This is a genomic window from Halomonas sp. YLGW01 (assembly GCF_014840935.1).
Classification (GTDB): domain Bacteria; phylum Pseudomonadota; class Gammaproteobacteria; order Pseudomonadales; family Halomonadaceae; genus Onishia.
Map to the genome: position 1 here is coordinate 3392673 of NZ_CP062005.1, position 16621 is coordinate 3409293.

General features: G+C 60.4%; 10 protein-coding genes and 1 pseudogene. 1 reads left to right on the top strand and 10 read right to left on the bottom strand.

Features of this window, described 5'->3' with window-relative positions; genetic code table 11:
* Positions 1–6: 6 nt before the first annotated feature.
* From IEJ03_RS15520 to IEJ03_RS15530, 3 genes are all read right to left on the bottom strand, one after another.
* Entirely contained in the window at positions 7–1347 is a 1341-nt protein-coding gene (locus IEJ03_RS15520) for a sodium-dependent transporter (RefSeq protein WP_192035686.1), read from the bottom strand.
* Positions 1348–1700: 353 nt separating this feature from the next.
* Positions 1701–2531: a DUF72 domain-containing protein gene (locus IEJ03_RS15525; RefSeq protein ID WP_192037368.1), complete on the bottom strand. Its 831-nt coding sequence runs from the start codon at positions 2529–2531 to the stop codon at positions 1701–1703.
* 153 nt (positions 2532–2684) lie between these two features.
* Positions 2685–3578 (bottom strand): LysR substrate-binding domain-containing protein, encoded by an 894-nt coding sequence (locus IEJ03_RS15530; protein WP_192035687.1) that lies wholly within the window; start codon positions 3576–3578, stop codon positions 2685–2687.
* 375 nt (positions 3579–3953) lie between these two features.
* On the opposite strand from IEJ03_RS15530, the gene IEJ03_RS15535 reads away from it, so the two are divergent.
* Positions 3954–5327, top strand: coding sequence for a VOC family protein (locus IEJ03_RS15535; RefSeq protein WP_192035688.1), 1374 nt, complete (start codon positions 3954–3956; stop codon positions 5325–5327).
* A gap of 196 nt (positions 5328–5523) precedes the next feature.
* Here the strand turns inward: IEJ03_RS15535 and IEJ03_RS15540 are convergent, their stop codons facing one another.
* The 7 genes and pseudogenes from IEJ03_RS15540 to glmS all read right to left on the bottom strand — a co-directional run bounded on the left by IEJ03_RS15540 (position 5524) and on the right by glmS (position 16615).
* Positions 5524–8091 carry an EAL domain-containing protein gene (locus IEJ03_RS15540; protein WP_192035689.1) on the bottom strand — a complete coding sequence of 856 codons (2568 nt, stop codon included), beginning with the start codon at positions 8089–8091 and terminating at the stop codon, positions 5524–5526.
* 89 nt (positions 8092–8180) lie between these two features.
* Positions 8181–9200: a diguanylate cyclase gene (locus IEJ03_RS15545; RefSeq protein ID WP_192035690.1), complete on the bottom strand. Its 1020-nt coding sequence runs from the start codon at positions 9198–9200 to the stop codon at positions 8181–8183.
* A 153-nt stretch (positions 9201–9353) separates the two neighbouring features.
* Positions 9354–10994: a PilZ domain-containing protein gene (locus tag IEJ03_RS15550; RefSeq protein ID WP_192037369.1), complete on the bottom strand. Its 1641-nt coding sequence runs from the start codon at positions 10992–10994 to the stop codon at positions 9354–9356.
* Between the two features lie 262 nt (positions 10995–11256).
* Positions 11257–13224, bottom strand: a complete 1968-nt coding sequence (locus IEJ03_RS15555) for a diguanylate cyclase (protein WP_192035691.1) — start codon at positions 13222–13224, stop codon at positions 11257–11259.
* Between the two features lie 109 nt (positions 13225–13333).
* Positions 13334–13702, bottom strand: coding sequence for an EAL domain-containing protein (locus tag IEJ03_RS15560; protein ID WP_192035692.1), 369 nt, complete (start codon positions 13700–13702; stop codon positions 13334–13336).
* Positions 13680–14685 (bottom strand): annotated as a pseudogene (locus tag IEJ03_RS15565) (IS30 family transposase). Before IEJ03_RS15565 ends, IEJ03_RS15560 begins: the two are co-directional and overlap by 23 nt.
* Positions 14686–14779: 94 nt before the next feature.
* The gene (gene glmS / locus IEJ03_RS15570; protein ID WP_192035693.1) at positions 14780–16615 is read right to left on the bottom strand and encodes a glutamine--fructose-6-phosphate transaminase (isomerizing); all 1836 of its coding nucleotides are present in this window, start codon (positions 16613–16615) and stop codon (positions 14780–14782) included.
* Between the last annotated feature and the right edge of the window lie 6 nt (positions 16616–16621).

The window sequence follows — 16621 nt, forward strand, 5'->3', positions numbered from 1 at the left end:
TCACTCTCAAAGACTGGTGACAAACACCGCCAGCACGCCGATCGGCGCGACATAGCGCGTGATCAGGTTCCACAGGCTGAAGTCGTAGATATCCATCCCCAGCTCCTTGCGCACGCCTTCCTTGTCCAAGCCCCAGGCCACGAACAGGATGACGCCCAGGCCGGTCAGCGGCAGCAGGAACTTGCTGGTCAGCTTGTCGAGCAGGTCGAAGATGTTCAGGCCGAAGAACAGCACCTCGCTCCAGACGTTGAACGACAGCAGCGCGGCGATGCCCAGCGCCCAGGTCGCGATACCCGCCACCAGGGTCGCGCCGACCCGCGACAGCGGCGTGCGCTCCTCGACAAACTCCACCACCGGCTCCAGCAGCGAGATCGCCGACGTCAGGGCGGCGAAGGTCAGCAGCAGGAAGAACATCAGCCCCAGCAGCATCCCGCCGGTCATGTTGCCGAAGGCGAGCGGCAGGGTGACGAAGATCAGCCCCGGCCCGGAGTTCAGGTCCAGGTTGTTGGCGAAGACGATCGGGAAGATCGCCAGGCCAGCGCCCAGGGCGATGACGGTGTCCATGATCACCACGGTGCGGGCGGTCTTGAGCAGGTTGACCTCCTCACCCAGATACGAGCCATAGGCCATCATGATGCCCATGCCCAGCGACAGGGTGAAGAAGGCATGGCCCAGCGCCGCCAGCACCACTTCCCCGGAGAGCTTGCTCCAGTCGGGGTTGAACAGATAGCTGACTGCCTGGCCGAAGTAACCGGTGGTCATGCCATAGCCCACCAGCACCACCAGCAGCACGCCGAGCGCCGGCATCAGGGTGCGTACCGCGCCCTCGAGCCCCTTGGTCACGCCACGGGCGACGATGCCGATGACCAGCAGCATGAAGACGGAGTGCCACAGCAGCAATTGCCCCGGGCTCGCCAGCATGCCGGTGAAGAGTCCACCGACGGCGTCGGCGTCCTGGCCGGTGAAGGCACCGGTGACCGAGCTCAGGGTATAGGACAGCGACCAGCCGCCGATCACGCTATAGAAGGACAGGATCAGGAAGGCGCCCAGCACACCGCTGATCCCCACCATCACCCAGCCCTTGCTGCGTCCCGCGTTCTTGGCCAGCTCAGCCATCGAGTTGATCGGGTTCTCCTGGCCACGCCGCCCGATCAGCCATTCGGCGACCAGAATGGGTAGCCCGATCAGGGCGATGCACAGCAGGTACACCAGCACGAAGGCGGCGCCGCCGCTTTCGCCCACCATGTAGGGAAATTTCCAGATATTGCCAAGGCCGACCGCGGACCCGGTGGCCGCGAGGATAAAGGTCAGCTTGGATGACCAATGTGCGTGGGATAGTTTGGACATGATTCACCTTGAGGTTGCGTGTCATCATCGATCGGTCGGATGCGATGACGGCTTGTGCTTGTTATTGCCACGTCCGCGGCATCATGGATCACACGATGCCAATCAAGGGCATGACAGGATCCGGGCAGGATCGCCGCCGCTAGCCGCCGCGCCTCGTTCCCTGGTCGGGGCACGAGACGCGGCTCACATGCCGTGATATTGCGAAGATCCGTGCGGGTTTCACACAAAACCCCACAATATCGAATGGTGAACGGCATGCGGGCCATAAAACTATCCGATCATGATCGTGATAGCCAGAACGGATTGCCCCTTAAGGAGACCCTTAAGGGAGGACAGGGCCTCGCCGGAAGGCACTAGAAGAGACGCGTCTGACGCTCGCCGGGAAAGGCCGCCAGAGAAGGGAGAGCCAGCCGGTCGGCGAGGCGCGCGTGGCAGGCCCTCGCCAGGGCGGGCGCCTGGCGATTATCGGGCGTATGCACAAAGAGAAAAGGGGTTTTCCCCTGTTTTATCCACAGGCAGAGCCGCTCGACCCAGGGCGTAAAGCGGGCCTGATTGATGGCGTCATCGAAGTGGCCGATGAAGCGCACCACCGGTCGCTGTGCCGTGGAGATCACGTGTAACGGGCGTTTGGGCTTTTCGCCCTGAGCCTTGGCCAACCGCGAGTCCTCTCTTGGCGGCGTAGCAAACAGGGCGCGCACGTCAAGCATCACCCGATCTATCCCGTGAGTTATCAACAATCGGTTCAAGGCCGCTTCGGCGCTCCCCTTGTGGAAAAACTCGGGGTGGCGGACCTCGACACTGGCCGGAATCCCGGCAGGCCAGCGCGCCAGCAATGCCTCGAGTCTCGGCAGCTCGTCCACGCCGAAATCCCGGGGCAGCTGAATCATCACCGGCCCGAGGCGATCATGCAGTGGCGTCAGAGCGGCGAGGAAGTCCTCGACCTCGGCCTCGACGCCAGCCAGGCGCCGCTCATGGGTCAGCCCACCTGGCAGCTTGAAGCAGAAGCGGAAGCCCGGCGGGGCCTGGCGCGCCCAAGCGGCCACGGTATCGGGACGCGGGGTGCCGCTATAGAAGGTGGTGTTGCCCTCCACCGTGGAGAACACCCGAGCATAATCCGGCAGGCGTTCGCCCTGGCCGCCATGCGGCGGATAGAGGCCACCTCGCCAGTCCTCGTTGGCCCACATGGCGAGCCCCAGGTGAAGGTCTTCCGCGCGGGCGGTGGGTGGGAGGCAGGAATCGGTCACCGGTCCAGATCTCTCGTCGATGCCAAGCTGAATGAAGGGAGCGGATTATCCCTGTCTCCCCAGCCAGTGACCAGTGCAGAACAGCGCGGACGCTCAGGCGCTCCCGGCACAGGCCAGGACATGCGACACGAAGTGACGCACCTTGGCGAGTTCCCCCAAGGGTTCGGGATAGACCAGGTAATAGGCGTCGGGCCCCTGTAGCACATGAGGCCACGCACAGCCTAGCCGCCCTGCGGCGAGTTCATCCTCGACGAGAAAACGCGGCATCAGCGCCAGGCCACCCCCTGCGATCACGGTTCGCAGCAACATCTGGAAGGTCTCGAAGCGCGTGCCGTGATAGCTGCGATGGGTGGTGATGCCCTGCTCGGCAAACCAGCGGTGCCAGGCGTCAGGGCGGGTGGAGAGATGCAACAGGCGAGCCTCGATCAGGTCCGTGGCCGAGGCCAGCCGCAGCCGATCGAGATAGTCAGGTGCCCCGACGGCGACCACCTCCTCGTCAAACAGCTTGTGACACTCCAGATTGGGCCAGCGGCCATGGCCGTGAAAGAAGGCCACATCGATGTCTTCCTGCTCGAGATCGAAGGCCTGCACCCGGTCGGTGACATTCAGGCTGATGCTCGGATACGCCTCGAAGAAGGCCGGCAGGTGAGCGGTCAGCCAGGCGGTGCCGAAGGTCGGCAGGGTCGCCACCCGCAACACCTCGCTATGCCCGCTGTAGGTCATGATGGTGTTCGCCGACATCTCGATCTGCGCCAGTATCTTGCGTACCTCGGTGAGGTACAGAGAGCCCTCGGGCGTCAGCACCAGCGTGCGCCGCACGCGGCGGAACAACTTGTGCTGAAGATAGTGTTCCAGCTGCGCGACCTGCTTGCTGATCGCACTCTGAGTCAGGCTCAGTTCCTCGGCCGCCCGGGTGAAGCTCATGTGGCGGGCCGCCGCCTCGAAGCATTGCATGGTGGTGGTCGAGGGCAGATGGCGGGCCGTCATGGCGATGCGGTTCCTGAACAAAAGGCTCATTCTAGCCAATCATGGGACCTGGTGCCTGATGTCTAGTGCCTGATATCTGGTGCTGGCAAGTCATTCATTACAGGCATGACAGGCTCCCTGCTCCGCCCAAGCGATCCCATGAAAACCGCCTGACATCGCCCCTGATGACGCTCACGGTGCCGCCATGGCATGACTCGATGGAATGAATAGCGCGCTTTTTTTCGTTTGCCGTTTCGCCGGGTGACTGCTTTGATCAGGTCATTCCTTGATCACGCTCAGCCGCCAGCGACGCGAGCGATTTTCCACGTCCGTGCGCTCCTGACGCAGAGCCAGGAGCGATGCGGCTGGCCCCAAGACACTCAGGAGGCATGCCCCATGAATACGCCAGCTCTCGTTTCATCCGATGAGATTCGCGATCGCTTCTCGACGGCCATGTCGGCCATGTACCAGGCCGAGGTGCCCCAGTACGAGACCCTGCTCGAGCTGGTGGCGCAGGTGAATCGCGAGACTCTCGAGCGCAACACGGTGCTCGCTGAGCGACTTGCGGCCCATGACGGGCTTGATCGCCTCGGCGTCGAGCGCCACGGCGCCATTCGGGTCGGCACCCCGGCGGAGCTTGCCATGCTGCGCCGGCTGTTCGCGGTGATGGGCATGCACCCGGTCGGATACTACGATCTCTCCCAGGCCGGAGTGCCGGTGCATTCCACCGCCTTTCGCCCCGTCGATGAAGCGGCGCTTTCCCGCAACCCCTTCCGGGTCTTCACCTCGCTGCTGCGCCTGGAACTGATCGAGAGCCCGGCACTTCGTGAGCGTGCCGCGGCGATACTCGCCGAGCGCGACATCTTCACCGCCAACGCTCGGGAGCTGATCGCGCTCAGCGAATCCCAGGGCGGTCTCAGCGACGCCCAGGCGGACCGCTTCGTCACCGAGGCGCTGGAGACCTTCCGCTGGCACCGAGACGCCACCGTGGATCTCCCCACCTACGAGGCGCTGCACGCCGAGCACCGGCTGATCGCCGACGTGGTCTGCTTCCGCGGCCCGCACATAAATCACCTGACCCCGCGCACCCTGGACATCGACGAGGTCCAGAAACGCATGTCGGCGGCCGGCATGACCCCCAAGGAGGTCATCGAGGGGCCGCCCCGTCGCGACTGCCCAATCCTGCTGCGCCAGACCAGCTTCAAGGCGCTGGAGGAGCCGACACGCTTTCAGGGCGAGCGCCAGGGCACCCACACGGCCCGCTTCGGCGAGATCGAGCAGCGGGGTGTGGCACTGACCGGCAAGGGGCGAGCACTCTATGATCGCCTGCTCGATGCCTCACGGGACAATACTCAGGGACTCTCCCACGAGGCGCACCAGCAAGCACTGGCCAAGGCCTTCGCCGATTTCCCCGATGACGAGGCCGAGCTGCGCCGCCGGGGCCTGGCTTTCTTCGAGTACCGGCTCACCGACGCCGGACGTGCGGCCGATGCCGGCATGGAGACGGACCTGGAGGCGCTGATCGAACAGGGGCTGGTCGAGGCGCGGCCGATCACCTATGAGGACTTCCTGCCGGTCAGCGCGGCGGGCATCTTTCAGTCTAACCTCGGTGGGACACAGAACGACGCCTATGCCGGCCATGCCAACCGCGAGGCCTTCGAGTCGGCGCTGGGGGCCGCCGTTACCGATGAACTCGCGCTCTACGCCGAGCGCGAGGCCGCCTCGAAGGCCAGGGTCTTCAAGACCCTGGCCCGCACCAACACAGACTGAGGAAGGGAGAGGGAAAGAGGAAGGTGGGATGGCACAGGAGGTTCACCCCACCGGGTGTGGGATGAGAATAAAGTTTCATCCTTACCTGTTGGGTACCGGGATATAGAATCACCTGTGGACGTAACCACGAAGTCAACAGAAGGTAATTTCCATGACGCATCGAATCATCAGAGAATAAACAGCTACACATCTAGAGTTAGGGCGGAAGGATGCCAGGCAATTTCAGTAATGCATCAAGTGGCATGGGCTTGGAAAAATAGAATCCTTGCAGCAGGTCACAGTTGCGACGCTCCAAGTCTTGTTGCTGTGCAACCGTCTCGATGCCTTCAGCGACCACGACTAGATCCAGGTGGTGCGCCATAGTAATGACGCCTTGCACGATGGCGGCATTGCGTGGACTTTCCAAGACGTCCTGAATAAAAGTGCGATCCAGTTTAACCTTGTGAATCGGCAAGTCGCGAAGATAACTGAGACTAGAAAAACCGGTCCCGAAATCATCGAGTGCGATGGTGATTCCAATTGCACGCAGCTCTTCGATCACGCCTATGGCCTGTGAGCCCCCGTCCATCAGGATGCTTTCAGTGATCTCCAGCTCGAGTAGCTCTGCAGGTAAGCCAGTCTCTTCCAGGGTGGTAACGACCTCTCTTAAGAAGCCGTCGCGATGGAACTGCAGCGATGAGATATTGACTGCGATCGGATAGGTTCGCTCCCCCCTGTGCAATCGATCCGCCAGTTGTTGGCAGGCTTGTCGAAGCACCCAGTGCCCCAAGGCAATGATCTGGCCCGTTTGTTCGGCAAGCGGAATGAACACCCCGGGGGAGATCATCCCGCGCTGGGGGTGATGCCAACGTAGTAAGACTTCAGTATTGCGAATCCTTCCACTACTGGCGTCGACCACTGGTTGGTAGTAGAGCTCAAGCTGATTGTGCCGCAAGGCTTGTTGCAATTCATGCCGAAGTAGCAGCTGATCTCGCGTCGTCTTCTCTACGCGTGGTGTGTACCACTGCCAGGTATGACGTCCCTGGCGTTTGGCTTCAACCATGGCCAGGTCGGCCCGCTGAAGCAGTTGATGGGGTGAGTGGACGGTGTTGTCGTCGTAGGCGACCCCTAGGCTTGCGCTGATGTACAGCACATTCTCGTCGAACTCGAAAGGTGCATCAAACAGTTGGAGCACCTGCTCCGCGATATTGATGATCGTTTGGTCGTCTTGTAGCTCCGGCATCAGCAGGACGAACTCATCACCCGTGATGCGAGCCAGGGTGTGATCTGGGCCGAGCAACTGACGAAGCCGGCTCGCCACCGCAACCAATAGCCGGTTGCCGACAACGTGGCCCAAGGCTTCATTGATCCCCCGTAGCCCATCCAGGTCGAGATACATCAGCGTCAATAACCCTTGGCGCTGCTCCTGATGGTCGTGGAACGCCTTGGTGAGATGGCCCTCTAGAGCATTTCGATTGGGTAAACCAGTGAGCTGATCGTGAGTGGCCTGATAGGCAATTTGAGCCTCTTGCTGGCGTTGTTGCGTGATGTCTTCTTGGGTGCCGATGAAGTGGGTGCACTGTCCATCGGCATCCATGACAGGACTGATGCGCAGACGATTCCAGAAAGGCGTTCCATCCTGGTGATAATTGAGCAACGTGATCTGCACACCTTCACGGGCCTCGATTGCCGTGCGAATCTTCGTGACGGCATCAGGATCCGTTTCTTCGCCCTGCAGAAAGCGACAATTTAAGCCAAGAACCTGATCTTGGGAGTAGCCAGTGATACGGCAGAAGGCCTCATTGACGTAGACCAGTGGCATGCCGGACTGGCGCGCATCGGCCATGACGACCCCGACGGGAGTGGCCTCGATACCACGTTCCAGAAGCTTCAGTTCCGCTTCCTGACGCTTGCGCATGGTGATGTCATGACAAATGGCATATACACCGACAACACCTGCATCCGTGGTCACAGGGAAGCTGGTCACTGTCAGCTGTCGGGTGCGCCCACCGGCGTGGCGACCAAGCATTTCTTGTTGCTGCGCTTCGCCATTTAAAGCCGCTTCGAAGGTAGCCTTTGCTTTTACATGGCAGCTGGGATCGAGCAAGTCCAAGAAATGGCGACCGACTAACGTGTCCTCGGCATAGCCGGTGAGGCTCTCCAGTGCCCGGTTAGCCTGCTGTAAGCGGCCATCCAGGCTGAACTTATAGACCCCATCCGGATGATTGGTGAACAATGACGTATGCCACGCCGTCAGGCTATTTAATTCCTGAGTGTCCTGGTCTCGAATGATGGCTAGAGCCGCCAGTGATGCGGCTTTTTTCAGGGTGTTTTGGCTAGCAGGAGACGGCTCTGCCGGGTGACGGTAATAGGTAGCGAAAGTGCCCAGCAGCTGCCCTTCGCGTGTCAGGATGGGCATCGACCAGCAAGCGCGTAGGCCCTCTAACCGGGCGGCGGCACGGAAGGCTTCCCAGTAGGTATCCGTCATAATATCTTCGGATATGACCATCTGGCGTAAGAAGGCCGCCGTTCCGCAGGTGCCAACGCCATCACCGATCTCGAGGCCTTGCATGGCCTTAAAGTAACGTGACGAGAACTGGGAGCCGGCAATCATGCTTAACGTCTTGCGTTTTGGCTCATAGTGCATGATGGACACTAGCGCGTCCGAGAGCAGGTGGCCTGCCCAATATGTGATCGCCTCGAGTACCTCCTCGAGTGGCGCCTCGTGCGCAATCATGTCATGAATTTTCTGCTGGTCTTCCAGTAGAGAAATATCGTGAGCCATAGAGTGATGCCTAGCTTACCTACCTAAACGTGGGCAAGCTCTTTAAGGAAGGGCGACACCGAGCATCGTCATATCGCAAGACGAAAGTATTAGGTGATGTCGTGGCGGCGTGCTTTCTTTTGCTCGTACATGGCCGCATCGCACAACGATAGTAGCATCGCTGCGTCATGCTGTTCCGGTTTGGCGGTGATCGTTCCCACACTCGCGCCAGAGTAGTCGATGATGTCGTCGCAGATGTGAAACTGCCCGGCTGTGAGCTCTTCCAGATACTGCCGGAAGGCTTGTTCGCTGGTGTCTGTGTGGCTTTCCCGTACGACCACAAACTCATCGCCGCCATAGCGTGCGATCAGATCATCCTTGCGGCAGTGTCGGGTCAGCTGCTGGGCCAATTCGATCAAAAATCGGTCACCGGCGTCATGGCCATGACGGTCGTTGATGGCCTTGAAGCCATCCAGGTCAATAAAGGCGACATATAAATGTTGCCCATTGAGCGCCGCGTGCTGAAGGCGCGCCTCCAGTCCCTGTACCAAGGCTCGACGATTGGCAATCCCGGTCAACGGATCGGTATTGGCGTGGTGCGCCAGGATGCGGTTTTCAGTGGTCACTAGCTGAAGCAGCCGCTCACTCTCAAGGTAACGTGAGATCAGCTGAGTAAACAGCGACATATAGTGAATCACCTCAGGCGACAGCGTGACCTGTTCGTCACTGGCGGCACACAAGGTGCCATACAAAGTGCTGTCGAGGAGGTAAACCGGTTCACTGAGATAGGTGCATAGCCCGAGCTCACGGGCAGCCATAGAGTCTCCCCAGTGCGTTGCCACGTCTTGGCTGTAGCGGCGACCTTCCAGGATGGCGCGGCGGCATAGTGTGTCACACCACGGCACTGAGAGACCCTCCGGGATAATCAGGTTACCGATATTGCGGGCATACACCACCGTTTGTACCTGCCTCTCTTCGTCGATCAGAGTGAAGTAGGTCGAGCTTAGCCCTGTGATGTCCGCTAACAAGTCGAGCAGGGGATAGATCAGCGCTTCCAGTTTTTCGCTTGGCGCTGGCGTGCCTGCCAGGCAATCCAGCAAAGCGGTGGTTTTAGCGTCAGCTTGGGGCATGGGAAGATTCCATTGCTTCCTCCAGGAAAAACCGACCATAGCATAATGGACTGCTTGTCAATAAAACGTATGTTTCATACTTTATATTCAGATGTAGGGTCCCGGATAAAAAATCTATAGCCAGATCACACTTGGCAGCTATTTCAATGCATTCTACATCTTCAGAACCTTCACCCCGTAGGTAGAGGGACTGACTATGTCTTCGAGCTTACCGATCTGTGCGAAATCACTTTGGGTGATTACGCTGCTGATGTTGGTGTCGGGAAAACGCAAGTTTTTGATGATATGCACCTGGGTCGGCATGCCCTTTCGGTCAATGTCCATTACCCAAGCGAGAAAGCCTCCCGAGAACTTGGCCAGGCTGCCGATTGGGTAGAGCCCATAGGTTTGGATGTACTCCACTAACACCGTCTTATCATAGGCAGCGCTCGCCCCATGGACCATGCGGTAGGCGTCTAGCGGCGAGCGAGGCGGCGCACCGTTTCGCACATTGCGTAGTTTATTGACCACTTTGATGACAGAGACCAGGCGAACCAGGGCTGAGAGCTGCCTACCGTGCTTGCCCGCAGGGTAGCCAGAACCGTCCAAACGCTCGTTGGCCTGTTCGATCACGGCGCGACAGATGGGACTGGGGGACCAGTCAAGCCCCTGCAACTTATGGCACAACACGGCCACGTGACCCTTGAGGATTTCCTTCTGCCCAGGGTTCATGTTGACCTTGAGTGACGGGATTTTCGGGCCGACCAGCAGCGGCTTGCCAAGGGTATGCATCAGGGCTCCCAGCACGGCTTCACGCACCCTGGGGTCGTATGGGTCACGCGCTAGCAGCATGTCGGCCAGCTGGCCTGCTACCTGCACTGCGTGGCGGACCCAATCCGGTTCGTCGCGCAAAGAGGAGAGGGCGTAGAGAAAGGCCTTACGGTCCTGCTCCACCAGGTGGCGCAGAGTGTCGACGCAATCGTAGAAGAGCTGCTCGGGGAACAGATCACGGGTTTTGATGTACATCAGCCCCACCTGAAGCTGGTGGGCAAGGTCCATCACACCGCGTTCCATGGGCGATTGGCGGGCGCGCTTCGCTCGCGCCTGGGTTTCACGCTGCCGGATCTTCTTCTCCTTGTTTCCGGGGATGAAGAGCGGGGAGTGGTGGTCCAGTTTGTTGTTGCTCCCTGTACGATAGGCCGCTTCTTTTTCCGACTCGGCCACATAGCGGAACAAGGTCTCTGACTGAAGCGTGTTCAGGTTGATGAACTGAATACCGGCCGCGGCATAGCCGTGATTGCCGAAGGGACGAATGTGACGAACCTTACCCTCGGCGAAGAACCGTTCTCCATTGGGAAACTCGATGGTGATACCGGGGATATGCTGATCAACGTTGATCGCCACACTTTCGGCCAAGTCTATATCCACCATGCACCCTCCCACCGACAGGTTGCGTAGCCGTGCCGGCATATTGAGCTCGTGAAGGTAGACTTCGATGCTGACCCTTGCATGCATCCCAAGGAGAAAAGGGATGCGGATTGCCCCTCGTTGCTCGGGCACGAATACCGACTCCGGGAGCTGGCAATCTAGGTGATAAAGCGAACTGTCGATCTTGAGCAGCTTGGTGGGGACATTGCTGAGGCTGTAGGTTTCGCGCTCCATGATCTGGTTGCTCTTGATAGCTTCCAGATCGAAGTTGATTCCGCCATTGGTCAGATATTGCTCGATGTCAGAACCAGCGTATGCCACTTCCAGTACCAGCTGCCCGCTACTCAGATCGAGATGGTGCACCTCTGCCCTCAACGGATAGGCCATGTCCTTCGCATATACTGACACCTCATGGGTGTGTTGCAGCAGTGAGTGAATCACTGCTGCCGAAGGGTTGGAGGACTGAGCCGGAATAGCCAAATTAATCACCTGAGAATGAAAAAAACTTTCACTTATATAAGTTGCTTAAATTTATAGGCTTTTTATCACTTTGAATGTGATCAATTTGCCTAATACCGTTTGTCGGTGAGTGAGTAGGGGCTAGCTTGCTTGTTACAAGTGACTCATTTTTTTGCATGCTAGCGGCCGCTCAGGCCGGCTGCCACTGCACGCGGTTGCGTCCCGCTTGCTTGGCGGCATATAGCCCCAGATCGGCGCGTTTGATCGCGGGTTTTAGCGAAGCCTCTCTAGCAATAACCAATGTGACACCCAGCGAGGCGGTGTAGCCTAGCATGCTGTCGTCCTTCGTATCCTGACCAACCTTGGCAGGGGTGGTGGCGACTGCCTTGCGCAGCCTCTCGGCAACCCAAAAGGCCTGCTCCCGATCAGTGTCAGGAAGCAGGATCGCGAACTCCTCGCCTCCCATGCGGCACAGTACATCGCCGTCACGTAGCATGCCGCGAGCCAAATCGGCGAAGGCTTGCAGTACCCTGTCACCCACGTCGTGGCCGTGAGTATCGTTGATGTGCTTGAAGTGGTCCAAGTCGATGGCAATCAACGATAAGGGGGCACCGCTACGCTTGGCGCGAGCGATCTCCATGGCTGCCTGGTTTTCCAGATGCCGTCGGTTGCCTAAACCGGTGAGCGGATCGGTCATGGCCTGCTTCGCCAGGGTCGCTTCCAGTCGTTTGCGTTCGGTCAGGTCGAAGACCGTGGCACGGGTGTACTTGAAGCCACGGGGGGTGATCGAGGCCGTGGCTTGAATGGCGACCGGTAAGGTGGTGCCGTCGCGGGTGACCAGCTCGCACTCCGCCGTACCTTCTTGCTGTGGCCCGAGGACCCCCTGAAAGGCGGCCCCAAAGGCCTCACGAGTGGCCGATGTCACGAAGTCCCGATAATACCGCTGGCCGATCACTTCGTCGGCGCGATAGCCCAGCCAGTCGAGTTCGGTGTGGTTCATCTTGACGATACGACCGTCGACATCCAGCGAATGATAGCCGCAGGGCGCACGTTCATAGAGGTCCCGCACCTCATTGGCGTACCGCTGAGCTTGCCGTTTTAGTATTTGCTGACGGTGACTGCTTACGGCCCAGGACACGCCTAGGAGAAGGGCAAGGACATAGAGCAAGAGCATCAGCCGCAAGGCGAGACTCTCCGTCACCAGGGCGACAATGCTTTGCTTGGGTAACAGCAGTCCCAGGTGCCAGGGGTGAGAGGACGGCAGACTCGCCACATTTTCCACCAGGCTCCGGTAATTCTGGGTTCGCATATCGAGAGTCTGCGACAGCAAGAGACGATCACTCAGGCTCGCGGGGCCCGGTTCCTCTTGGGAGAGAGACTCCCAGATATTTGGGAGGTGGGATGCAGCGGGGCGCCCGAATGGAATGACACTACTAGGTCCGGGAAGCAGCGAACGGCCGCTGGCATCGACCAGGATCAGCTGAGCGGCCTGGTCGCGGGCGATATCCTGATGGAGGGCGGCGGTCAGGTACTGCCAATCCAGGCTGAACAATAGGACGCCCTTCTTCTCCCCGCGGGTATCGAAGACGGGGGTGGCGATATCAATAACAGGAGCGAGGCCATCAGCGGTGTTTTCGTAGCTGATTTCATGGCCAGGAGGCGAGATATAGAGATCGCGAGAGTGCAGTTGCATGGCCGCCTGAAAATAGACGGCATCGGCGTGTGACATGCCCCGTGCGACCGGGGGGAGTGGCGACCCATGGTGGATACGAAAGAGCTCTTCTCCCTGTGAGTCCAGCAACACCATTTTGGTGTAGTGGGGGGCATGGATCAGCTGCGTTCGAAACTGCGCCGCGAGCTGGCGAGCTTCCCATGCGGGCGCCGGCGTGGGGTTCCCGCCGCGGGAGTCGCCCAGGTAGGAGAGGTAGCGTCTGAGCAGGGGTTGCTGCGCGATGGCCAGGATGTCGTTGAAACTCTCGTTCATCCCTCGGCGCAGAGTGGCCTGGCCCGCCTCCAGCATCGCCTCCGCGCTGGCCTTCTCCCCGTCGAAGCGGGCATCAAGATAGGCCTGGGAGAGCGGAAACAAGAGAGCAGTCAACAAGAGGCTCGGCACCACGACTGCCAAGACGAGTCGACTGCATAAGGTTTTTAGCGCCATCCATGAGGCTCCCAAAGCGCGACACCAAGACCACCGCGTCGCTACGCGGTGCTGAATGCTTAGCATAGTAATGCGCTTTGATGGAAATTACTCTAACGGGAATGCATCGTTAGCCAAATGGTGGGCTACTGCTGCTTTCTTGTTCGATGACAAAGCAGTTTGGTAGCTGGTGAAATGCCTCGAGGGGCATGGGAGCGGCGAAGAGGTAGCCTTGATAGATCGCGCAGCCCAGATCCGCCAGCACCGCGAGCTGAGCCGGTGTCTCTACCCCTTCGGCAACCACCGCCAGCCCCATACTGTCGGCGAGGGCGATAATGATGACGGCGATCGGGTGCGCCTGCATCTCGCGGTTCAGGTCACGTACGAAGGCGATATTGATCTTAAGGATATCCAGTGGCAGGGACTGCAGGTACCTCAGCGAGGAGTAGCCGGTCCCGAAGTCGTCCAGCGCAACGCTATTGAAGGGTGCTCGGTCCACCGACGGATTTCTTGAGCACCTCGGCGCAAACTTCCAGCGGTGCGCTCCACCCCAGTGTCTTGTGCGGCCGCGTGTTCAGTGAGTCGGCGATCTCGTCGAGTTCTTCCTGACTGTAGACGGAGAGATCCGTGCCCTTTGGCAGGTACTGCCGCAACAGCCCGTTGGTGTTACCGTTGGAACCCCGCTGCCATGGGCTATGCGGGTCAGCAAAGTAGGTCGCCGTACCGGTCTTTTGGGTGATCTCGGCATGCTTCACCATCTCTCTGCCTTGGTCGTAGGTCATGGAGAGTCGCAAGGCTCGCGGCACCTCATTGAGCTTATCGCTGAAGCCAACGGCCGCCGCCGTGGCCGTGGTGCCATCCACTTTCGCCAGAATCACAAAACGCGTAGTGCGCTCCACCAGCGTACCGACGGCAGAGCGATTGTTGGCGCCCATGATGAGATCGTCCTCCCAGTGCGGTCTTCGATCTCAGACGGCCGTATATGGATGCTGACCAGTTCGGGAATCTGCTGGCGTCGATCCTTACCACGACTGCGTGGCCGGCACTTGCCGTTGCCCTGCCGCAAACAGGCGATGAGCTCCTTCTTGAGACTGCCACGGGGCATCATTAGAGCGCGTTGTAGATGGCCTCATGCGAGACCTGTCGACGTGAATCGTTGGGAGTCATGCGCTTCAGTGTGCGGGCTACCTGTTCCGGTGACCAGTACTTGCGCAACAGGTAGACCACTACCTCGAAGAGATCACCGTCAGGGTACAGCTTGGGACGCTGACGTGGCCGATGTCGCGTCAAACGAGCCCGATATCCTGCCAGGCCGGCATCCTAGCCCTTGATGGGATCGACCACGTGGCGCGCGATTTCTCTCGACACGGTGCTCGGTGCACGGCCCAGATGAATGGCGATGGACCGGATCGAATGAGTCGCTCGCATCATCATAATGGCAGCTCGGTCTTCGGCGGTGAGATGGCGGTAGCAATGGGGCATGGCAACACCGTACCTGATGGTTCATGTGTTGCGCCTGGTCATTGAGACCGCCCTTTATTTTCCTCCCACACTAGAGGCAAGCAGGCCGATGGCGTTATTCCACGGTCACCGACTTCGCCAGGTTACGCGGCTGATCGACGTCGGTACCCTTGAGCACCGCCACGTGGTAGGACAGCAGCTGCAGCGGCAGTGTATAGAGGATCGGCGCCAGGGCCTCGTCGATGTGCGGCAAGCGCAGCACATGCAACCCCTCGGCTTCCTCGAGCCCCACGCTCTCGTCGGCGAAGACGTAGAGCTCGCCGCCCCGGGCGCGTACCTCCTGCAGGTTCGACTTGAGCTTGTCGAGCAGGGCGTCGTTGGGGGCCACCGAGATCACCGGCATCTCGCTGTCGACCAGTGCCAGCGGGCCGTGCTTGAGCTCGCCGGCGGGATAGGCCTCGGCGTGGATGTAGGAGATCTCCTTGAGCTTGAGCGCACCTTCCAGGGCGATCGGGAAATGAGCGCCGCGTCCCAGGAAGAGCGCATGGTGCTTCTCGGCAAAGGCCGTGGACAACGCCTCGATCTCGCCATCCAGCCCCAGCACCCGGCTCACCACCGAGGGCAGGCCACGCAGAGCCTGGACGATCTCGGCCTGACGACCCTCGTCCATGCCACGCACCTTGCCAAGGCCCAGGCTTAGCAGCATCAGAGCGGCGAGCTGAGTGGTGAAGGCCTTGGTCGAGGCCACGCCGATCTCGGGGCCGGCCTGCGTCATCAGCGTCAGGTCGGACTCGCGCACCAGGGAGCTGCCGGGCACGTTGCAGATCGAAAGGCTGCCCACATAGCCGAGGTCCCGGGCGAAGCGCAGCGCGGCCAGGGTGTCGGCGGTCTCACCGGATTGGGACAGGGTCACGAACAGGGTGCCCTCGGGCACTACCACCCGGCGATAGCGGAATTCCGAGGCCACCTCGACCTGAGTGGGGATACCGGCGTACTGCTCGAGCCAGTAGCGCGCCACCAGGCCCGCGTGGTAGCTGGTGCCGCAGGCGACGATATGCACCTGCTTGACCGTCGACAGCAGCGCCTCGGCCCCGGTGCCGAAGCTCTCGATAAGCACGCTGCGCTCGCCCAGCCGCCCCTCGAGGGTCGCCGCCAACACCTGGGGCTGCTCGTAGATCTCCTTGAGCATGAAGTGACGGTACTCGCCCTTGCTGGCGGCGCCGTCACCGTGCTCGAAGACCTGGATCGGCCGCTCCACGGCTTCGCCCGCGGCATCGAAGATCTCGATGCTGCCACCGCGACGCAGGCGTACCACGTCGCCTTCCTGCAGGTAGATGAAGCGGTCGGTGACCTGCAAGAGCGCCAGGGGGTCGGAGGCCAGGAAGGCCTCCTCGATGCCCACGCCGACCACCAGCGGGCTGCCCTTGCGGGCGCCGATCAGGGTATCGGGCTCGCCCCGGTGGATCACGCCCAGCGCATAGGCGCCGTCCAGCGTCGCCAGTACCCGCTGCACCGCCGCCAGCAGGTCCTGGCCGAGGGTGTACTCACGGCCGACCAGGTGGGCGATAACCTCGGTATCGGTGTCCGAGGTGAAGGCATAGCCCTGGCCTTCAAGTTCGGCCTTGAGGGTCTCGAAGTTCTCGATGATGCCGTTATGGACCACCGCCAGGCTGTCGCCGGACTGGTGGGGATGGGCATTGTGCTCGCTGGGCTTGCCGTGGGTCGCCCAGCGGGTATGGGCGATACCCACGCTGCCGACCAGCGGCGAGGCATCCAGACAGGCCTCCAGGGCCGCCACCTTGCCGGCGGCACGCTGACGATCGAGGCGCCCCTCGGCCGTCAACACGGCCATCCCGGCCGAGTCATAGCCCCGGTACTCGAGGCGCTTCAGGCCCTCTAGCAGAATGCCCTGAACATTACGCTCGGCGATCCCTGCGACGATTCCACACATGCCCTT